18 protein-coding genes are annotated in these 21,617 nt (G+C 49.3%); 9 read left to right on the top strand and 9 right to left on the bottom strand.

Features of this window, described 5'->3' with window-relative positions; translation table 11 throughout:
• The first annotated feature begins 172 nt into the window (after nt 1-172).
• The 7 genes from ACTHTS_RS02495 to ACTHTS_RS02525 all read left to right on the top strand — a co-directional run bounded on the left by ACTHTS_RS02495 (nt 173) and on the right by ACTHTS_RS02525 (nt 8,028).
• Entirely contained in the window at nt 173-2,092 is a 1,920-nt protein-coding gene (locus ACTHTS_RS02495) for a TonB-dependent receptor (RefSeq protein WP_440369116.1), read from the top strand.
• Nucleotides 2,093-2,150: 58 nt separating this feature from the next.
• Nucleotides 2,151-3,128: an ABC transporter substrate-binding protein gene (locus ACTHTS_RS02500; RefSeq protein ID WP_440369117.1), complete on the top strand. Its 978-nt coding sequence runs from the start codon at nt 2,151-2,153 to the stop codon at nt 3,126-3,128.
• A gap of 147 nt (nt 3,129-3,275) precedes the next feature.
• Entirely contained in the window at nt 3,276-4,118 is an 843-nt protein-coding gene (locus ACTHTS_RS02505; RefSeq protein WP_107723584.1) for a GIY-YIG nuclease family protein, read from the top strand.
• Nucleotides 4,119-4,221: 103 nt separating this feature from the next.
• Nucleotides 4,222-5,019: an ABC transporter permease gene (locus tag ACTHTS_RS02510; protein WP_440369118.1), complete on the top strand. Its 798-nt coding sequence runs from the start codon at nt 4,222-4,224 to the stop codon at nt 5,017-5,019.
• Nucleotides 5,019-5,711, top strand: a complete 693-nt coding sequence (locus ACTHTS_RS02515; RefSeq protein WP_440369119.1) for an ATP-binding cassette domain-containing protein — start codon at nt 5,019-5,021, stop codon at nt 5,709-5,711. The genes ACTHTS_RS02510 and ACTHTS_RS02515 overlap by 1 nt, the downstream gene beginning before the upstream one ends.
• Nucleotides 5,712-6,020: 309 nt before the next feature.
• Nucleotides 6,021-6,635: a CadD family cadmium resistance transporter gene (locus ACTHTS_RS02520; protein ID WP_036491903.1), complete on the top strand. Its 615-nt coding sequence runs from the start codon at nt 6,021-6,023 to the stop codon at nt 6,633-6,635.
• 295 nt (nt 6,636-6,930) lie between these two features.
• Entirely contained in the window at nt 6,931-8,028 is a 1,098-nt protein-coding gene (locus ACTHTS_RS02525) for an NnrS family protein (protein ID WP_440369120.1), read from the top strand.
• A gap of 51 nt (nt 8,029-8,079) precedes the next feature.
• Here ACTHTS_RS02525 and pgi read toward each other — a convergent pair whose 3' ends face one another.
• The 5 genes from pgi to zwf all read right to left on the bottom strand — a co-directional run bounded on the left by pgi (nt 8,080) and on the right by zwf (nt 13,958).
• On the bottom strand, nt 8,080-9,723 hold the full coding sequence (gene pgi / locus ACTHTS_RS02530; protein WP_049344390.1) for a glucose-6-phosphate isomerase: 1,644 nt from the start codon (nt 9,721-9,723) through the stop codon (nt 8,080-8,082).
• A gap of 143 nt (nt 9,724-9,866) precedes the next feature.
• Entirely contained in the window at nt 9,867-10,715 is an 849-nt protein-coding gene (gene hexR / locus ACTHTS_RS02535) for a DNA-binding transcriptional regulator HexR (RefSeq protein WP_004519348.1), read from the bottom strand.
• Nucleotides 10,716-10,792: 77 nt separating this feature from the next.
• Nucleotides 10,793-11,773, bottom strand: coding sequence for a glucokinase (locus tag ACTHTS_RS02540; protein WP_039861966.1), 981 nt, complete (start codon nt 11,771-11,773; stop codon nt 10,793-10,795).
• Nucleotides 11,754-12,449, bottom strand: a complete 696-nt coding sequence (gene pgl, locus ACTHTS_RS02545; protein WP_036491640.1) for a 6-phosphogluconolactonase — start codon at nt 12,447-12,449, stop codon at nt 11,754-11,756. Before pgl ends, ACTHTS_RS02540 begins: the two co-directional genes overlap by 20 nt.
• A 63-nt stretch (nt 12,450-12,512) precedes the next feature.
• Nucleotides 12,513-13,958, bottom strand: coding sequence for a glucose-6-phosphate dehydrogenase (zwf, locus tag ACTHTS_RS02550; RefSeq protein WP_036491638.1), 1,446 nt, complete (start codon nt 13,956-13,958; stop codon nt 12,513-12,515).
• Nucleotides 13,959-14,439: 481 nt separating this feature from the next.
• Between zwf and edd the strand changes: the two genes are divergently transcribed.
• Together edd and ACTHTS_RS02560 are read left to right on the top strand one after the other, a co-directional pair.
• Nucleotides 14,440-16,275, top strand: a complete 1,836-nt coding sequence (gene edd, locus ACTHTS_RS02555) for a phosphogluconate dehydratase (protein ID WP_254342805.1) — start codon at nt 14,440-14,442, stop codon at nt 16,273-16,275.
• 90 nt (nt 16,276-16,365) lie between these two features.
• Nucleotides 16,366-17,004 (top strand): bifunctional 4-hydroxy-2-oxoglutarate aldolase/2-dehydro-3-deoxy-phosphogluconate aldolase, encoded by a 639-nt coding sequence (locus ACTHTS_RS02560; protein ID WP_107858278.1) that lies wholly within the window; start codon nt 16,366-16,368, stop codon nt 17,002-17,004.
• 104 nt (nt 17,005-17,108) lie between these two features.
• On the opposite strand, the gene ACTHTS_RS02565 is transcribed toward ACTHTS_RS02560, so the two are convergent.
• The 4 genes from ACTHTS_RS02565 to ACTHTS_RS02580 form a co-directional block, all read right to left on the bottom strand.
• Nucleotides 17,109-17,477: a hypothetical protein gene (locus ACTHTS_RS02565; protein WP_107723591.1), complete on the bottom strand. Its 369-nt coding sequence runs from the start codon at nt 17,475-17,477 to the stop codon at nt 17,109-17,111.
• 68 nt (nt 17,478-17,545) lie between these two features.
• Nucleotides 17,546-19,156, bottom strand: a complete 1,611-nt coding sequence (locus ACTHTS_RS02570; RefSeq protein ID WP_188211399.1) for an NAD(P)-binding protein — start codon at nt 19,154-19,156, stop codon at nt 17,546-17,548.
• A 66-nt stretch (nt 19,157-19,222) separates the two neighbouring features.
• On the bottom strand, nt 19,223-20,938 hold the full coding sequence (locus ACTHTS_RS02575) for a DUF4178 domain-containing protein (protein ID WP_440369121.1): 1,716 nt from the start codon (nt 20,936-20,938) through the stop codon (nt 19,223-19,225).
• 170 nt (nt 20,939-21,108) lie between these two features.
• Entirely contained in the window at nt 21,109-21,549 is a 441-nt protein-coding gene (locus ACTHTS_RS02580; protein WP_440369122.1) for a hypothetical protein, read from the bottom strand.
• Nucleotides 21,550-21,617: the final 68 nt, after the last annotated feature.

Below are 21,617 nucleotides of genomic sequence, written 5' to 3' on the forward strand. Positions count from 1 at the left end.
CTCGCTACCACTCCCCTCTTCTAAAAGTTTTTAGTCCGTATCGGCTTGTGTTCAAGGCTAAAGCTTTCCTTGCCGACAATAAAGTTTTATCGGCTTCAGACACTTTATCGTTTCTTTACTTTGCTTCTCTCTAAGAGCATAATAAATAAAAATGATTATCAGGATATAGATCATGAAACAAAACCATTTGATTTGCTTATTAATGAGCAGTTTTGCCGCTGCAAACGGCTTTGCCGAAACCTTGGCAGACCCTGATGAAATCCAGCCTGTCAAAACCTTCTCCCCTCCCAAACCGATTGCACCGACCGCAGCACAAGGCTATTTCCCCGAAAACCAATTCGACCGCACCGACCGCAGCGATCATTACTTTGTTACCGAAAACATAGACCAAGCCTTACGTCCGTTGAAAGCAAACAGCGGCTTTTACGGCAAAAGCTTTTACAACTCCGTTACCGCTCAAGCGCGCGGGGCAAAGGTGTACGGCGTGGCCAACCTCAATCACACCAAGGCCAACGGCTATAAAGACGGCGACGGCAATCAGACCGATTGGAAATACAGCCGTTTTAATCAAGCTTTGGTACTCGGTTTCGTGCCGTCTGAAAACCAGGAATACCGCCTTACCTACCTACACGACGACATCGACAACGACCGCCAACCGCAGTTCGTCAACGATGCATTGGACACCGAACGCCACATCGCCAAACTCAACGCGCGTTGGGGCAATGCCGATTTAAGCAATACGGTCAGCGCAGAAGCTGGTGTCATCAAACTCAAACGCCATGCCGACAATTACTCCCTGCGCCCAAACAACACGCCGCAGCAAGTGTTCGTAGAGCTTGACCGCAAAGTGTACGACTTCTCGCTCAAACATGACGCGGATTTCGGCAAGTTCCACAACAATGCCGCCGTCAGCTACCGTAACGACAGCCAAAACGGCGAGCGCAACGCCCACACCACCATGCGCGACTTCCTCAACGGCTACCGTTTCGCCGATGTACACCTCGACCGCTGGCGCATTGCCGATACCCTGTCTTACAAGTTTGACGACCGACACAAACTGGGCTTGGGCTTAAGCTACGAAATCAACGAAGCGGACGTACGCAAAAATACGGCGCAGCCCGCCCATCCGATAAACCGCAACCTTGCCTTCGCCTCATCACAACAAATCTGGAAAACCCATTACGGCTACGACTTCAACGGCAAAGTGCGCCGTCATGCCTTCTCAGGCGAACTCAAATACGATTTCACGCCGTCTGAAACGCAAAAATACAGCGTTTCCCTTGCTCACTTAGAACGCATCGGCGACAACACCGAACGCTTCAACTCGCTTGCCGCCATCGTGCAAAACCGTATGAACGGCATGATGATGAACCCAAACCCAGCCGCCGCCATCGCAGGCAATCCCCTGCTGAAAACCGAAAAACACAACCGTATCAAGCTCACCGCCGACAGCCGCAACGACTACTACAACGGCTACATGAACTCGTTGGCAGGCGCAGGCTGGAACGTGGGCGGCACGCTTGTGGCGGACAAAGTCAAAGATCTGATTATTTTTGACCGCGCACACGGACAAAGCGGCACGGCTTCCAAAGGCGGCGGCATCATCACACGCAATGTGGACGCACGATTGTTTACCGCGCAGGCCTACGCGCGTTACAACTTCAATCCGCATTGGGCGGCAGGCATCAAAGCCGCCTACAACTACGGACACAATGAAACCGACGGCAGGCCGCTCTATCAAATCCGTCCGTTTGAAGCCGCCGTCCAAGCCGACTACAAAAACTACTTTGCCCACGGCAGCTACAACATCGGCGCCGCAACACGCTTTGTCGCCGAACAAACGCGCGGCGATTTTGACGCGGCAAGCGGTCTGGGCATAGACAAACGCGAAGCCGCCAAAGGCTTTACCGTTGCCGACGTGTACGCAGGCGTAAACATCAAAGACAAATACGGCTTACGCTTGGGCGTGAACAACGTGTTCAACAAAAAATACGCCGAACACATCAGCGGCGACCACGTCCTCGCCCTGTCGCCCAGTGTAGTATATGCACCAGGCAGGACATATTGGTTGAGTTTGCATGCGGCATTTTAAAATCAGGCCGTCTGAAAGAATGCCTACACTGGCTTATTAAGAATTAGGAGATAAAAAAATGGAACTGAAAAGACGCGATTTCTTAAAAATGACCGCCGCTCTGGCAGCGGCAGGCGTTTCGCCTTCATTGTTGGCTGCCGGTAAAGAACAATTTACAGTGTACGGCGCACCGGCAATGCCCAGCGTAACCATTGCCGTAGCGGCGTTGCAAGGCAAGCTGGCGAAGCAGGCGGATGTATCGCTGAAAATCTGGCGTTCGCCCGACCAACTGCGCGCAGGCGTAGCGAGCGGACAATTTAAAGTAATGATGAGTCCGAGCAATGTCGGCGTAAACCTGCGCAACCAAGGGCAGAAAGTCGGCATGGTCAATATTTTGACCAACGGCATCACGCAGCTGATGTGCAAAGGCAGCGCGATTACCTCACCGCAGGATTTGGTCGGCAAAAAAATCCTCGTACCGTTTAAAAACGATATGCCCGACATCGTACTGCAAGCCTTGCTGAAAAAACTGAAAATCGACACGCACAAAGTCGGCATCACTTACACCGCCACGCCGCCCGAAGCGGTGGGACTGTTTTTGAGCAAGGACTACCACGCCGCCATCCTGCCTGAACCGATGGCAACCGCCAGCCTACTGAAAGGCAAAACCATGGGCGTAAACGTCGTGCGCGGTTTTGACTTGGTGAAAGCATGGGGACAGGCGTTTGACACCAAACCGCTGATTCCGATGGCGGGCATCATCGCCAACGAAGAATATTTCCACGCACACAAGGCGCAGTTCGACATCTTCCATCAGGATTTGAAAAACGCGCTCAACTGGATACTTGCCAACCGCCAAAGCGCGGCGAAAATCGGCAAAAACTACCTCCCCGCCCCCGAACCCGCCCTAGTCATGGGCTTGGACGGCGCGCGGCTGACAGTAACTAAAGGCAGCGAAGTGAAGAACGAGATTTTGAAGTTTTACGAAATCCTAATGCAGTTTAACCCGAAACTTTTGGGCGGCAAGCTGCCGGATAATGGGTTCTTCTTGGCTTAAAAACCTCAGGGTGGGCATCCCCGCCCACCAAAGTTTGGTGCTTTAAAACTAACAACATCAAACGGATATAATAAGATGTTTGGTCATAACCCAATTTGCTATTATGAATATAAAAGAAATATATTTTGAAGAAGCGTGCTTTAAATTATGTTTGATACTGAATCTATAGGATATGTCTATATTTTGACTTCTAAAAATTGTGATAGTGTAAAAATTGGAGGTAGTAATTATCCACCGATTAAGCGTATTAAAGAAATCAACCAAACTGAACCTTATAAAAAATTAGGAAAATGGGAACTGGCAGATTTTAGACAAGTAAATAATTGGCGGAAAGTAGAACATTATTTGCATTATCGATTTAGAAGCTGTCTAAATACAAATCAGGCTAACCAAAAGGAGCTTTTTTATTTAAGCGTTAAAGAAGCATCTGATGCTTTGAATGATTTGGATGAAAACCTGATTATTCACAAACCCAAAGTAGATAGGATGTTTCAAGATGAATATTTATGTTCTTATCTAAAGAATTTATTCATATTGTCTGGATTAGTACACTGGTTGGAATACCAAGGGGTATGGACATTTTCACTTTTCCCGTCAACAAATGGCGGCAGATATTTTACGTTGAATATCGGGTCTCATGAGGTAGCTTTTAGTACCTTAAATAGAAAGAATACACAAAGCACCCATATGATATTGTTAGATAAATTAATTTTAGATTTTCCAGAAACAATTTCTTGGATTGAACAACATGGATATATTGAAAAGAGTTATTACAAAACAGTTTTACCGAGAGCGGTTTCCATTTTTTTAAATGGTACCTTTGATATCGCGCTAGATTTTTTAAAAAAAGATGGGGTCAGACGTGCATTAATTGCTTATTGGTATGACTCTTTATTTAATTTGAAAGACAGCAACAAATGCAGTGTTTATGCACGTTTCCATAACTATAACGCCATTGCAAAACTCAATACAATTTGCAGTACACCGTAGTTACTGTTGACTACCTGAAAATAACACTAATAATCTGAAAATTGGATTAAAGCATCCACATACCCAACCTGCTGATTTCAAAATACAAACCAACACTCAAACCATGATTAAAACCGACAAAATACGCAAACCGCAGCCTGCGGTGTTTTACATCATCGACTACCTTTGGAGCGGCTTTGCCGGGCTGAGCGTGGCGATGGTGGTGGTGGCGTTGTGGGCGTGGGGTAGTGCCGTGTTCGGCGAGTTTATGCTGCCTGCGCCGGTGGAGGTATTTCAAAAATCATTGGATTTATTGAAACATTTTCAGGAAAACGAAATCGGGATTTCGCTGTGGCGGTCTGTGGCGGGGATTTCGGTTGCTTTGGTAGCGGGATTGGCGGCAGGGCTGGTGGCGGGCAGTTTTAAGACGGCGATGGCGTTGCTCAAGCCTGTGATTACGATTTTGTTGGCGATGCCGCCGATTATTTGGGTAGTGATGGCGTTGTTTTGGTTTGGTTTCGGCAATCCGAGCGTGTTGTTTACCATCATTGTGTTGGTTGCGCCGCTGACGTTTGCGAGTGCGGCGGTCGGGATGGCGAGCGTGAACAGGCAGCATGAGGAGTTGTTTGACGCTTATAAATTAGGCCGTCTGAAAAAAATCCGTTATCTGTATATCCCGCATCTGACGGGCTATGTGATTTCCAGTATTGGTGTTGCGGTGGCGATGGGAGTGAAGGTGGTCATTATGGCGGAACTCTTGGGCGCGAGCGAAGGCGTGGGCGCGCGGATTGCAGACGCAAGGGCGATGCTGGAGACTTCGACGGTGATGGCTTATGTGGTGCTGGTTATCGTGTTTGTGTCGCTGTTTGAATACCTGATTACCAAGCCTTTGGAAATTTTATTTATGCCGTGGAGAAGATGATGCTCTGTCTTGAAAACATGCGTTTTGAAATTCTCCGCGACTCCATCGTGCGCGATTTCAGTTTGAACCTGCAACATGGCGAAGTGAAAGCTTTGTTCGGGCCGAGCGGCTGCGGTAAGACGACGGTTTTGCGGTTGATCGCGGGCTTGGAAACGCCAAAATCGGGCACGTTACGCAATACTTTCCGCAAAACGGGTTTTCTGTTTCAGGAAAACCGCCTGCCGGAAAACTTGACCGCGATGCAGAATATCGCTATTTTTATGGACAAACCCGATGAAGGCGAAATCATCGCGCTGGCGGCGAAAGTCGGGCTGACTGCGGGCGATTTGAACAAATATCCGACCGAATTGTCCGGCGGCATGGCGAAACGGGTAGCATTTTTGCGCCTGCTGCTGTGCGGCTGCGACCTTGCCTTGCTGGACGAGCCGTTCGTCGGTTTGGACCGCGATTTGCGCGATATTTTGGTCGCCATGCTGGTGGAAAAAATCGAGCGGCAGGGCATGGCGTGTATGCTGGTAACGCACGACCGCTTCGAAGCCGCACGCCTGAGCCATGAAATCATGCTGCTTTCCACTAAGGGCATGAACGTGCAAAACGTGATTACCCTGCCTACGCCGCTGTCCGAACGCGATTCGGCTTTTGAAGAAGCCGTGGTGGCAAGAGAGTTTCAGGGGATTCATTATTATGAGTGATAGGAATTTAAATTTCTGACAAACCTTGCGGTTCGTTGCCCTCTCCCTAACCCTCTCCCACGGGGAAAGGGGATCAGGTTTCTCAAAATCAGAGAGCCGTAGAATTGGGAATCAGATGTCAGGTAAACCTGAAAATGTTCAGGCTCGACAGCCCAATTCCTTCTCCCCGTGGGAGAGGGCTAGGGAGAGGGTAAGCAAGCCGCAGGCTTGACTCTTTAGCGAAAGATACGAATCTGTTATCCGAACGCGATTCGGTTTTTGAAAAAGCCGTGGTGCCAAGGGGGCAGGGGATTCATTATGAGGTGCTTTATGTTTTCGACTGTGATTACTGCTGCTGTTTTATATATTGCTACAGCAGTAGATTTGTTGGTAATACTATTAATATTTTTTGCTAGAGCAAATACTAGAAAAGAATATCGAGATATTTATATCGGACAATATTTAGGTTCTGTAATTTTAATATTAGTTAGTTTATTTCTAGCTTTTGTTTTGCATTATGTTCCGGAAAAATGGGTGTTGGGTTTATTAGGTTTAATACCGATTTACTTAGGTATTAAAGTTGCTATTTACGACGATTGTGAGGGCGAAAAAAGAGCTAAAAAAGAATTGGATGAAAAAGGGTTGTCAAAATTAGTCGGTATTGTTGCTTTGGTTACAGTTGCTAGTTGTGGTGCAGATAATATTGGACTTTTTGTTCCTTACTTTGTGACTTTAGATCTTGTCGACTTATTAGTTACTCTTCTTGTATTTTTAATATTGATTTTTGTTTTAGTATATACAGCACAAAGATTGGCTAATATTTCAGGTGTTGGTGAAATTGTAGAGAAGTTTAGTCGTTGGATAATGGCTGTTATTTATATTGGTTTAGGATTATTTATTATTATTGAAAATAATACAATTCAAACAATAATATCAATAATATGAATGATACGGGCATTTGAGTATCTGACAAACCTTGCGGTTCGTTGCCCTCTCCCTAACCCTCTCCTACGGGGAGAGGGGATCAAGTTGCTGGAAATCAGAGACTGCAGGATAGGGAATTAGATGGCAGGTAAACCTAAAAATGTTCGGGCTCGACAGCTTAATCCCCTCTCCCCGTAGGAGAGGGTTAGGGAGAGGGCAAGCAAGCCGAAGGTTTGCTTCTTCAATACAAGATACAACCCTGTCCTCCCAATAAATCTATATCCGAAAGCATCTTCATGCAGAATCAAGCCAAACCATGAATAAGTTTTTCACCCACCCCATGCGGCCGTTTTTCGTCGGCGCGGCGGTGCTTGCCATACTCGGCGCGTTGGTGTTTTTCATCAGCCCCGGTGCTGTCATTTTGCACCGCCAAATCTTCTTAGAACTCATGCTGCCTGCGGCATACAGCGGCTTCCTGACTGCAGCCATGCTCGAATGGACGGGTTATAAAGGTCGTCTGAAACCTGTCGCTACTTTGATGGCGGCATTACTGCTCGCCGCATCTGCCATACTGCCCTTTTCGCCGCAAACTGCCTCGTTTTTCGTCGCCGCCTATTGGCTGGTGTTGCTGCTGTTCTGCGCCTGGCTGATTTGGCTCGACCGCAACACCGACAACTTTGCCCTGCTAATGTTACTTGCCGCGTTCACCGTTTTTCAGACGGCCTATGCCGTCAGCGGTGATTTGAACCTGTTGCGCGCGCAAGTACATCTGAACATGGCGGCGGTCATGTTTGTATCCGTCCGCGTCAGTATTCTTTTGGGCGCGGAAGCCCTTAAAGAATGCCGTCTGAAAGACCCTGTTTTTATTCCAAATATCGTTTATAAAAACATCGCCATTACTTTCCTGCTCTTGCACGCCGCCGCCGAACTTTGGCTGCCCGCGCAAACCGCCGGTTTTACCGCGCTTGCCGTCGGATTCATCCTGCTCGCCAAGCTGCGTGAGCTCCACCATCACGAACTCCTGCGCAAACACTACGTCTGCACTTATTACCTGCTCCAGCTCTTTGCCGCCGCAGGCTATCTGTGGGCAGGCGTGGAGAAACTGCAAAATCTGCCCTCCTCTGCCCCCCTGCATTTGATTACCCTCGGCGGCATGATGGGCGGCGTGATGATGGTGTGGCTGACCGCAGGACTGTGGCACAGCGGCTTTACCAAGCTCGACTACCCCAAGCTCTGCCGCATTGCCGTCCCCCTGCTCTTTATGGCTGCCGTCTCGCGCGCTTTCTTGATGAACGTGAACCCGATATTTTTCATCACCGTCCCCGCGCTTCTGACCATCGCCGTGTTCGTACTGTATCTTTTCACTTTTGTACCAATATTTCGGGAAAATGCGTTTACGGATGATCCGGAATAACACAAAAGGCCGTCTGAAACTTTCAGACGGCCTTTGCTTTAAATAAATGCTTTATTTGTTGGCGTTCAAATAAAGATTAATTAGGCGTGTAGTGGAGCTGTCGTGTTTTTGCACTTCGGTCTCGCCGGTCAATTCGGCAAGAATGGTTTTGGCTAGTTGTTTGCCGAGTTCTACGCCCCATTGGTCAAAGCTGTTGATGCCCCAAATAATGCCTTGTACGAAGGTTTTGTGTTCGTACATGGCAATTAGGCTGCCCATATTGCGCGGGTTGATTTTGTCCATGAGGATAAGGTTGGTCGGACGGTTCCCGGAGAAGGTTTTATGCGGAACCAGCTCTTCGATACGCTCTGCTTCCATGCCTTGGGCTTGAAGCTCGGCGCGTACTTCGTCAGGCGTTTTGCCGCGCATAAAGGCTTCGGCTTGGGCAAAGACGTTGGCCAACAGGATTTCGTGATGGCCTTGCAAATTGCTGCGTTTTTCAAGAGAGGCGATGAGGTCAATCGGTGTGATGTGCGTACCTTGGTGCAGCAGTTGGAAGAAGGCGTGCTGGCCGTTGATACCGGTTTCGCCCCAAATAATCGGGGAAGTTTCGTAACCGACCGGTTTACCGTCAAGGGTAACTTGTTTGCCGTTGCTCTCCATATCGAGCTGCTGGATGAATTTAGGCAGACGGTGGAGATGTTGGTCGTAAGGCGCGATAACGTGGCTGCCACCGCCGTAGTAGTTGATGTACCAGATGCCGATAAGGGCGAGGATGACGGGCATGTTGCGCTCTAGCGGCGTGTTGATGAAGTGTTGGTCCATCAGGTGCGCACCGTTGAGCATTTCGATGAAGTTTTCTTCGCCGAGATACAGCATAATCGGCAGGCCGATGGCTGACCAGAGGCTGTATCGTCCGCCGACCCAGTCCCAAAATTCAAACATATTGGCGGTATCGATACCGAATTCGGCAACGGCTTTTTGGTTGGTCGATACGGCAACGAAGTGTTTGGCCACGGCGCTTTCATCGCCTGCATGATCCAAGAACCATTTACGCGCGGTCAGGGCGTTGGTCAGGGTTTCTTGGGTGGTAAAGGTTTTGGACGCAATGATGAACAGCGTAGTTTCAGGGTGGACTTTGGACAATACGTCGCGCAGTTGGGAGCCGTCCACATTGGAGACGAAGTGCATGTTCAAACGCGGATGGCCGAAAGGCTTGAGCGCGGTACACATCATCAGAGGGCCGAGGTCAGAGCCGCCGATACCGATGTTGACGACGTCGGTAATGACTTGATTGGTATAGCCCAACCAGCTGCCGCTGCGGACTTCATGCGCGAACTCGCCCATGCGTTGCAGGACATGGTTGACCTTAGGCATGACATCTTCGCCATCCACGACGATAGGGGCGTTGGTACGGTTGCGCAGGGCAACGTGGAGTACGGCACGGTTTTCTGTCGTATTGATTTTTTCGCCGTGGAACATTTGCTGCATCCGCTCCGGTACGCCTGCTTCACGCGCCAACTCGAACAAAAGCGACATGGTTTCGTCGTTGATACGGTTTTTAGAATAATCCAAAGTCAGGCCGCCAACCTGCAGCCAGTAGCGCTCGGCACGTTCGGGATCTTGCTCGAACATTTCGCGCATGTGTTGTTCTTTGGTTTCGTCAAAATGTATCCATAATTTTGACCAAGCTGGTAAATCGTGAAGGTGTTTCATCGGATGCTCTCCTGGATAGTGGACAGTTTTGTTGAGAAAACGGCCGTGAGGTCGTCTGAAACGGGAACGGGGTGGTTTCCGTTTTTTGAGGTTTCAGACGGCCTTGATGTGGGTTGGGGCCGTCTGAAAATGTCAGTGAAGAATCAATCTTTATCGTATTCGATGTGTTTGTTATGTATGCTTTTTTTACTTTTCTGCAGTTGCGTGCTGGCGGTATCGCCCAAACGCAAGGCCAAGCCGATGGCAAGAATGTCGATAACGGCCAGCTGCAGAAGACGGGACACCATAGGCGTATAAAGCTCGGCATTTTCCTGAGTGGCAATGCTCAATACGCAGTCGGCCATTTGAGCCAACGGCGAATCATTACGGGTGAGCGCGATAACGGCTGCGCCGTTTTCTTTGGCGATACTGGCCGCGTCTAACAATTCGATAGATGAGCCGGTATTGGAAATCGCCACCAACACATCCTGCTCGGTCAATACGGAAGCCGCCATCAGCTGGGTATGCGTATCAACATAGGCAACGGTGGACATACCGAAGCGGAAGAATTTGTGTTGCGCATCTTGGGCAACGATGCCGGAGTTGCCGACACCATAAAACTCAACGCGTCGCGCGTGCATCAGAATGGCAATCGCGTTTTCAAGCTCGGATTCTTTCAGGAAGCGGCGCTCGCCCAAAAGGGAGGCTGCGGCATTGCCCAATACTTTTTCGACCACGCTGCCCATGTTGTCATCGGCGTTTAATTCTTCATGAACGTAAGGCATGCCTTCGTGGCCGATGCTGGCAGACAAAGCGAGTTTGAACTCAGGCAAGCCTTTGTAACCCAAGCTGCGGCAGAAACGGATTACAGTCGGCTGACTGACGGATGCACGCTCGGCGATTTCCGCCACGGCGGCATGAACGAACCATTTCGGCTCGGCCAGCGCAGATTCGGCAACTTTGCGTTCCGCGCCGGAGAGGTTGGACAATGATTCGCTGATTTTGCTTAACATATACTCTACCCTTTGATTTTTTGACGTTCAGGACAAGGGTTTTTTCCACCCCCTGCTCTGCACCGCCGTTTGTGTGTTTAAACGTTATTTAAATGATTGTCTAATGCGACCGCCGCGCCGACGATGCCCGGAAATTCGCTCAATACGACATACACGGGAATAGCGGCAAGATAAGCTTCAAAGCGGCCTTTGTTTTCAAAGCGGCTGCGGAATGGAGACGTTTTAAAGTAATCCAACACGCGCGGGATAATGCCGCCGCACAAATACACGCCGCCGCGCGCACCCAATGACAAAGCCAAATTGGAAGCAACCGTACCCAGCATGGCGCAGAAAATATCCAAAGTCTGACGGCAAATCGGCGATGTTCCGCTCAATGTCTTATCGGTGATTTCAGAAGGCTTCAGACGGCATTGTTTGATGTTGTCGCGTTTGGCCAATGCTTCGTAAATCAGGCTCAAACCTGCGCCGCTCAAGAAACGCTCGGCAGAAACATGGCCGTATTTGTTTTTAGCGTATTGCCAAATCAATACTTCCATATCGTCAAACGGCGGGAAGCTGGTATGGCCGCCCTCGCCTGCCAACGCCACCCAGCCGGCAGCGCTGTGCACCAAACCGCTGACACCCAAACCGGTACCCGGACCGATAACGGCTTTAGGCGCAAATTCGATGGGTTTTTGACCGCCGATTTGTATCAAGTCTTTCTTATCGGTTTTTGTTACCGCCAAAGCCTGGGCAGTAAAGTCGTTCAACAGAATCAACGTTTCAAAACCCAAAGCCTGGCGGGTGGTTTCGATGGAGAATGCCCAGTGGTGGTTGGTCATCTGCACCCAGTCGCCCAAAATCGGATTGGCAATCGCAAAGGCGGCGTGCAAGACTTTCGGACTGCCTGCGCGTTCCAAATAAGTTTTGGCGGCATCGACAATGGTGTCGTAATCCTGGCAAGGCAAGACTTCAGCCTTTTCAATGACCTGTGGTGCAGTTTCAAGTGCAAAACGGGCATTCGTACCGCCGATATCGGCGACCAAACGAGGATAAGCTTCAGTGTGCATAGTAGACATGGCAGTTAATTCCTTGGTGATTGAGAATCAGACTGGTCGGATATTCGGTATCGGCCCTTGCGGCGGCTTTATCAAATACTGCTTTTTTCTCTGCGCCTTGAATAGCCAAAAACACATTCGGCGTTTTGGCAATCGCACCCAAAGTCATGCTCACACGCTCATGCGGCGCGGTAACCGGCGTAGTATGAATCAATGTCGGGTCATTGGCTTCATTGATTGCTGCCTGTAATTGAGGCGCTTGAGGGAACAACGACGCTGTATGCCCGTCTGACCCCATGCCCAACACCAGCACGTCAGGTTGCTTGTAATGTTTCAATGCATAAGCAACGACAACTTCAGGTTGTAATTCAGTTTCAGACTTTCCGTCTTCAACAACAGGAATCCATGTAGCAACGGCCGCGTTATTTTTGAGCAGATATTCGCGTACCAAGCCTGTATTGCTGTCGGCATGCGTAGTCGGGACAATACGCTCGTCCACCAAAGTAATGCCGACGTTTTGCCAATTTAAATCTTTTTGCGACAAAGCCTCGAAAAACGCAATCGGCGAACGGCCGCCAGAAACGGCCAAAACCGCATGGCCTTTCTCATTCAACGCGGCTTGCAATGCGGCGGCAACGGCATCGGCGAGAGCTTGCGCAGCAGTTGCAGCATTTTCTTGTTCGTGCCAAACAAACATGTTTCGTCCTTTCATGGTTTCAGACGGCCTTTTGTTGGAAAACAAGGCCGTCTGAAAGAAATATTATTGCTCTTCGTGCCACTTGTTGCCGTCACGGGCCAACAGCACGCGCGCAGCTTCAGGGCCCCAAGAATGGGCTTCGTAAGCATGCGGAGGCGTTGTATTGTTCGCCCAGTTTTCCAAAATCGGCATCACATATTCCCAAGCGGCTTCAAGTTCGTCACGACGGTTGAACAAAGCGAGTTTGCCGTTAATCACATCCAGCAGCAGGCGCTCATAAGCCTCGGCACGGCGACCCTCTACGGCTGTGCCCAAGTCCACGCCAATCGGTGTCACTTCGACTTTGTTGCCTGCACCCGGGGTTTTTACTTGAGTGTAAAGGCGGACGGATTCGGTCGGTTGTAGTTCAATAACCAAACGATTCGGCGCAGGTTGGCTGTTGTCAAAAATATGGTTTTGCAGCGGACGGAAGTTCAACACGATTTCCGCCACTTTGCCTGCCATGCGTTTACCGGTACGCAGGTAGAAAGGTACGCCTTTCCAACGCTCGTTTTCGATTTCGGCTTTGATGGCGACATAGGTTTCAGTGAAACTGTCTTTCGGTACATCGACTTCTTCTAGATAGCCGTTCATGCCGTTTGCTGCAACATATTGGCCGCGAATAACATTTTCGTTGACGGATTCGATGGTCAGCGGTTTCAGCGATTTGATGACTTTCACTTTCTCGTCGCGTACGGCATCGGCATCCAAGCTTGCCGGTGCTTCCATTGCAGTCATACAAAGCATTTGCATCAAGTGGTTTTGCACCATATCGCGCAACGCGCCGGTAATGTCGTAAAACTCGCCGCGTTCTTCCACGCCCAACTGCTCGGCGATGGTCAGCTGTACGCTCTCAATATATTTGTTGTTCCACAAAGGCTCGAACATCACATTGGCAAAACGCAAGGCCAGCAGGTTTTGCAGGCTTTCTTTACCTAAATAATGGTCGATACGGTAGATTTGTTCTTCTTTGAAATAACGGGCCACATCGGTATTGATTTGTTGAGAAGAAGCCAAGTCCGTACCCAATGGTTTTTCCAAAACCACGCGTACGTTATCGGCATTCAAACCGATTTCGGCAAGGTTTTCACAGGCTTGCGCAAAGAATTTCGGCGCAGTTGAGAGGTAGATCACGACATTTTCAGTATTCTTTCGTGCTTTTACCAAGTCGCCCAAGGCAATGAAATCGCCTTTCTTTGTCACATCGACTTTCAAATACTCAAGACGTTGGATAAACGATGCCCACGCTTCATCTGAGAAGTTTTGTTTGACATGGATTTTAGAATTCGTTTCCACTTTGGCCAAAAAGCCGGCGGTATCCAATTCGCTACGGCTTACGCCCAAAATACGACCTTCGGGATGAAGCAAACCGGCTACATGCGCCTGATACAGGCAAGGCAAAAGTTTACGCATTGCCAAATCGCCGGTCGCGCCAAACAACACCAAATCAAAATTTGTCTGTGTACTCATCGTTTCATCTCTCGTTGAGGAAGCTTGCTTCAAAACTTTTGGACTGTCGTCATCTATAAAAATCGATTAAAATCAAAAGCCTTTAAGCAACAAGCAGTAAAAAACCAATCGCCTGCACCAAAATTTCAAACAAGCGAGCTAATGAGTAGTAATACTACACATGGCTACAGATTTTGTCTATTCTCATTTTTACGAATTGTTTGATTTAACATAAAAGTTTGATGACTTTTGCAGCCCATCGTTTTACGAATTGACCATACCTCGATTTAAATCAAATTTCTTCCACTTAGTAAATTATTTTGTAACAAAATTACAGAATTTGTACTATAATACGCAGACGCTTCGAAGAGAAATCTTCAACATTTCAGACTGCACTCATTATTTATTCCCACAGCTCAAGGCCGTCTGAAACATACCCAATACAAAAATCAGAAACGCGCAAACAAAATCCCTATCATATCGTTTAGACAGGAGACCGCACATGAACCCCACTCCTATTCACCCGAAACTCGCCGAAATTACCGAGCGCATCATCGAGCGCAGCCGCCCGACGCGTGAAAAGTATCTGGCGAAAATCCGCAGCGCCAAACAGATGGGACGCTTAGAGCGCAACCAACTCGGCTGCAGCAACTTGGCGCACGGCTACGCCTCCATGCCCAAAAGCATCAAAATCGAAATGCTTCAGGACACCGTTCCCAACTTAGGCATCATCACTGCCTACAACGACATGGTTTCCGCACACCAGCCGTTTAAAGACTTCCCCGACCAAATTAAAGACGAAGCGCAGAAAAACGGTGCGACCGCGCAAGTCGCCGGCGGCACACCCGCCATGTGCGACGGCATCACGCAAGGTTATGCCGGTATGGAATTGTCGCTGTTTTCCCGCGACGTGATTGCCATGAGTACCGCCATCGGTCTGTCGCATCAAATGTTTGACGGCAGCCTGTTTATGGGCGTGTGCGACAAAATTGTTCCCGGCCTGATGATCGGTGCGTTGTCTTTCGGCCATATTCCAGGCATCTTCGTTCCGGCAGGCCCGATGTCCAGCGGTATCGGCAATAAAGAAAAAGCCCGTACCCGCCAGCTTTTTGCCGAAGGTAAAGTCGGTCGCGATGCCTTGCTTGAAAGCGAAATGGGCTCTTACCACAGCCCGGGTACTTGTACTTTCTACGGCACCGCCAACTCCAACCAAATGATGATGGAAATGATGGGTGTACACCTTCCTGCCGCCGCCTTCGTCCATCCCTATACCGACCTGCGCGAAGCTCTGACCCGCTACGCAGCCGGACACCTTGCACGCGGCATTAAAAACGGCACCATCAAACCATTGGGCGAAATGTTGACCGAAAAATCCTTCATCAACGCCCTGATCGGTCTGATGGCAACCGGCGGCTCGACCAACCACACCATGCACCTCGTCGCCATGGCGCGTGCCGCAGGCGTGATTTTGAACTGGGACGACTTCGACGAAATTTCCTCCATCATCCCATTGCTGATCCGTGTGTATCCAAACGGCAAAGCCGACGTAAACCACTTTACTGCTGCCGGCGGCCTGCCTTTCGTTATCCGCGAATTGCTGGACGCAGGCCTGTTGCACGACGATGTTGATACCGTTGTCGGACACGGTATGCGCCACTACACCAAAGAGCCTTTCCTCATCGACGGCAAACTCGAATGGCGCGAAGCCCCTGAAACCAGCGGTAATGAAGACATCCTTCGCAAAGCCGACAACCCATTCTCCCCAGACGGCGGTTTGCGCCTGATGAAAGGCAACATCGGTCGCGGCGTGATTAAAGTATCCGCCGTGCGCGAAGGCTGCCGCATTATTGAAGCGCCTGCCATCGTGTTCAACGACCAGCGCGAAGTATTGGCTGCATTTGAACGCGGCGAGTTGGAACGTGATTTCGTCTGTGTTGTCCGCTACCAAGGCCCGCGTGCCAACGGTATGCCCGAATTGCACAAACTGACCCCGCCTTTGGGCATTCTGCAAGACCGCGGCTTCAAAGTGGCGCTGCTGACTGACGGCCGTATGTCCGGCGCGTCCGGCAAAGTTCCGGCCTCCATCCACATGACGCCCGAAGCCTTGATGGGCGGCAACATCGCCAAAATCCGTACCGGCGACTTGATCCGCTTCGACTCCGTTACCGGCGAACTCAACGTCCTGATTAACGAAGCCGAATGGAACGCCCGCGAAGTTGAACGCATCGACTTAAGCGCCAACCAACAAGGCTGCGGCCGCGAACTCTTCGCCAACTTCCGCAGCATGACCAGCAGCGCAGAAACCGGTGCCATGAGCTTCGGCGGCGAATTTGCCTAAACCCTTTTCAGACGGCCTCTTAAAACAATCAGGTCGTCTGAAACCATGTTAACGACCCTATTACGATACAGTCCCCAACGGAGACCTAAAATGTCTAAACTGACCCCTCGTGAAATTCTGACTGCCGGCGCAGTTGTGCCGGTAATGGCGATTGACGACTTGAGTACTGCCGTCGATTTGTCCCACGCCCTTGTCGAAGGCGGCATTCCCACCCTCGAAATCACCCTGCGCACCCCTGTTGGCCTCGACGCCATCCGTCTGATTGCCAAAGAAGTGCCCAACGCCATCGTCGGCGCAGGTACGGTAACCAATCCCGAGCAGCTCAAAGCCGTCGAAGACGCAGGTGCGGTTTTCGCCATCAGCCCAGGTTTGCACGAATCCCTCGCCAAAGCCAGCCACGACAGCGGCATCCCCCTGATTCCCGGCGTTGCCACTCCGGGCGAAGTCCAACTGGCTTTGGAACACGGCATCGACACACTCAAACTCTTTCCTGCCGAAGTCGTTGGCGGCAAAGCCATGCTCAAAGCCCTCTACGGCCCTTACGCCGACGTGCGCTTCTGCCCGACCGGCGGCATCAGCCTGGCAACTGCTCCCGAATACTTGGCACTGCCTAATGTCTTGTGCGTCGGCGGCTCATGGCTGACTCCGAAAGAAGCCATCAAAAACAAAGACTGGGATACCATCACCCGTCTGGCTCGCGAAGCTGCCGCTTTGAAACCAAAAGCCTAATTAGGTTATAAGGTTAAAAAAGAAAGGCCGTCTGAATATGATTTCAGACGGCCTTTTTTTACTGCAAGCATACGAATCAAGCATTATTCGGCTTAATATTTATCCTAACTGGCAGCATTAACACACAAAGATTCAATCTTACCTGCTCTCGGGAAGCGGATGGTGTAACGTCCTTTTTGATCGATTTCGGCAAAGCTGAAGCGGTTTTCAGGCGCATCACCATCAGCCCCTACTTCCAAAGCAATCCGTTTGCCTTTCGGGTCTTTCACAACGACACCGGGACTGACAGGCGCGAATGAAAGCACTAAACCGGCATCTGCCGAACTATTAAAACCATACACTTGGCCACGTTTAACCTGTAAGGGTTGGTCAATGCAGCCTGTTTCGTTCAGAGGCAGCATTTTTTCAGCAGAGGCAAATGCCGCGCTCCCTAACCCTAAGGCAACAATCAGAGAAAAGCTCAAATATTTCATATAGTTTCCTTTTAAAATTGAAATTTGAATGTAAACAGAAATTTAGCCGAATATACGCCTCATTCTAATTATCCTTTTCCCAACACTTTCCGTGCCGCTTCCACACCCCAATACAAAGCCTCTTCAAATACCGAATAACTGCTTAAATCACTGTGTGCGAACAGCAATCCTCCATTTCGGTTTCTGATTTTTAATAAAGCCTCATCGCTTAAATAGCCGGGTTTCGGCACGCTCATGCCATGCCCGCGGACGGTAATGTCAACATGGGAAACGTGCCGCCAAAAGCCTTCGCCGTAAGCGGTAAGCAGATCTTGAGCGGCAAGCTGGAGCAGCTCTTCGTCGCTTGCTTCAAGCAGCTGGCGGCGGACGGCTTGTGGCGTATCGTGATTGAGCGCGGCGTAGGCGGTAAAAATCGTACGTTCAGGACGGGCAACCCGGATAAACTGGTTGGTCGCAACAACATAGCCTAGCCCTTGACTGCCGTAAACCACATTGTCCCACGCAAGTTCGCTGTTGTTTTTTTCTTTCGGGAAACTGTGCAGTTCAAAATTGGAAACCAGCCATGGCGCGTATTCGGGGATGTCCAGACCAAATTGTTCAGGAGATTCAATAACGCGGGCGGCAACCATCAGCGGCATGGCGGAGATAACGTGTTGCGAGGTAACGGCAACGGTTTCCCCTTTTGCATTTTCACGCAGCCACACTTCAATCCAGCCGTCTGAAAGCGGTTTGATTTTGACGGCGGAAGCATTAATTGAAGCAGGTTTCTCCAAACGGATACTATTTTCAGACAGCCATTGCCAGCCTTCCTGCAAACCGGCATGACGGCGCAGGCTTTCAGAAAGATGTGCCAAACCTTCGGGCCAAGTGAGGACGGTTTCTGCATTGTTGCGGGCGGCAAAATAATGCAGTCCGGCAAAGGCAGACACTTGCGCGATGCCCTGTCCGTAATCGTCGCGGCAACAATAATCGAGATACCAAAAAAGCTCGGGCGAGTGGTAACCTTCTTGCTCAAGCCATTGTTGAAACGTCAGATGATCGAGCTTTCGCCATGTCTCATCTGCCGATGACAGCGCAATCGGAATAGCAAAAATTTTCTTACCGTCATCGCCGTAAGCCTGTTTCAGACGGCCTATCAAATCAAAAAACCGTTTGGAATCCGCATCTTCTTTCGGCAATAAATGTTCCACCCATTTATCCTGATATAAGAGGCGCGATTCGGGCGCATAGACCAAATCGGTTTCCCTAAAGCTGCCATCCGACTGCAAAATACCGAAATCCGCCAACATCTCGCGCACATACACGCTTTCTTTCGACGGCAAAGCCAAATAATGTGCACCACTCGGCGCTTTCAGGCCGTCTGAAGACGTATAGGCGGCATTGTTGCCATTACGCTCAAACCCTTCTGCCAACAATACATCGCGGTGATTATGCTTCGCCAAATACCACAACGCCCCCAAACCCGCCGCACCGCCGCCGAGTATCAACGTATTGCATTCATAACGACGGGTCGGCGGACTGAGCAATTCCCCATCGCGCAACAAATGCCCCAACGGTAAGCCGACACGGTTAATAGAAACCGGCGGTTTGCGGTTGAGATATTGGTAAGTTTGCCAAGAAAAAGCAGAGGCAGCGCCAAGCGCGGCGGTATAGCTGAGAAATTGACGGCGAGTTAGCATGTTTTATAAAAAAGGTCGTCTGAAAAAAATGAGATAGCGGTTGCTTTAGTTTAAGTGCACTTCGTACTATTTATGTCCACCAGAATAACCACTGTAGCCGCTGCCCGAATAAGACGAATCTCCTTCGGCTACGAGAAAATAGTTGAATAATGTAGCAATAAAAATCAGAAAGAAGAAACCAAGAATCATAATACCCCTCTCTTCTTCATAATCGTCATCATCTTTAAATCTCTCCGCTATCCATATCCACCCCAATGTAAACAAACTAACCCCAATGCCTTCAAAGCTCAACAAATCTGGAGACAACCACGCTGGAAGATTGATAACGATGAGAATCAACGTAGCAAAAGCACGGATTCTGTCATCACGATCTTCAGGACGCCTCTCTTCGTTTGTCAGCCATAAGCCAAACGCACCTACCGAATCACGCGGCAGGTCGAATGCCTTTCTCATTTGGCTGTAAGGAATAGGTTTGCTTCTGCTCCAAACCGTTTCATCCTTGTCCTGTTCGGCACACAATCTGGAATTGTCAGAATAATCTGTTGCTGAACGGTATTCGGTATAGTCAATCAAATCCCCGCTTTTGACACACCAATAAAACGCTCCCGCTGCTGTTTCAACCCGCCCACCGTAACGATCAACCACCTTCTCATCGATAGGGTTGCCGTTGACATCAAACTCCGGCCATGCTTGCAAAGTTTCCGAAAACCGCCAGCTATTTCCCGATTCTACCAACCAAGCAAAGCCCTGCTGCGCATTGTAAAGCAGGTATTCCGTCCACTTCCCAAACCGCTCTTCCTTGACAACATAGTTACGGGTAATACTGCCGAAAGGGATTTCGGCATATTGTACGGCGCCAATCACCCGATATTCCGTATCGTTCAGACGGCCTACTGTGCCAATATTCAGCGTAAACAAGTTCTGCTGTTCCTGCCGTGCTGTATTTTCCTTCATCAATTCGACAGTATCTTTCGTCGTATTCAGACTGCTGCCGCAAGAGGAACAAAGAAGAAAAGAAGTTACGCCACTTGGCCAATGAACCGATGCGCCACAATTAGGGCAGGCTTCGGCGTGAATTTCTCCTTTCAGACGACCTGCACTTGCCTGGATCTCATCATCGCTGCGTAAGTTTTCCAGCTTCAGGCTATTCAAACTGACAACGCGGCCAAGATAAATGGTGAGTGGCGATACTGTAAAATCTATGGTCAGAAACAGCTTGCCACAACGAAAATCACAAACCTTACCTGTCGCCTTTTTTGCGGTCAGGTTAAACGGTAACTCTCCTTGTGCATCAGTATTGCAGTAATGGATGGCGCGTGCGTCTGAAACGACAAAAGTTTTACCGTCCAACTCGAAAGAGCTCTGCCCAAGGCGAACTGACTCAAAAGTTGTCGGCAACCCTTTTGCCTTGCCTGAAGCCTCACAGGTCATAGCATATAAATCACCAACTTCAGACAGCCAACCGGTCAGACCATCATCGAACAAAGCATACCATTCGTTCCATACGCCGACATCGTAATGCACCTGCAATCTTCCGATCAGCGTAAAATTCCGATGCGCAAAAACACCTCTCGTACCGATTTGCAACGGACTGAAATCCTCCAAGAGCGCAGAATCCCGCTCCGAATATGAGACAATGCTCCCGCTTTTTTTCTTTCCTTTTCTAACTACCAGCATACTGTGACAATGGCCACACACCAGCGTCACGGCAGTAGCGGAATACGCCTCAACAGGCGCACCACAGCTTGGACAATCGGTTTTAAAAAAAGGCGTTTTTTCCATATAACGTCAATATTTCAGTTTAAGCAGCACAAGGTTTAAGGCCGTCTGAAAACGGATCGAATATGCTTTCAGACGGCCTGTCTTTTAATAAAGAATACGTTAAATCTTTTTTCTTGATTGTTCTGCTATATGATGAACTCTGTTTTTTTCTTTAACTAAAGCCAAGTTTATTAATCGGCAAAAAATTGTATATCTCTTTCTTTTACCCATCCGGTCGGGCAAACGCCTTTTGCGACAATAAGCAACTGACCTTCATCATCAACATGAGTGGAAAGACGGCATTTTTTACCTTTAGGCGGTTTGATTTTCCATTCAGTCGGGAAATCGGTAGGTTTGGTGCAGTTGTCAGGTAGGCTCATATCATGGCAACTGATTTGGTTTTCTTTGATTGCCAAAGGTACTTTTTTTACTTTTATCCAAGAGTATCCTTCTTCGGTATTTTTGCTGTCATTACCGACAACGCAAAGGTATTGCATATAGTGCAATTGAGCGATTGAAGATGCCTTATCGCCTGGCTGAACTTGTAGGGATGTGCCTTGGTTATTACTGACATAAACTTGATTACGGCAATACTCAGTACGTTCATGTGTTAATTTTTTTTGCTTCGGCACTTTCCACTCCAAGCAAAAACAAACCTGCAAGCAAGTAAATAACCAATGGTAAACTTCTGTTTCTATTC

The organism is Neisseria sp. P0019.S003, assembly GCF_051957115.1.
Taxonomy (GTDB): domain Bacteria; phylum Pseudomonadota; class Gammaproteobacteria; order Burkholderiales; family Neisseriaceae; genus Neisseria; species Neisseria flavescens_D.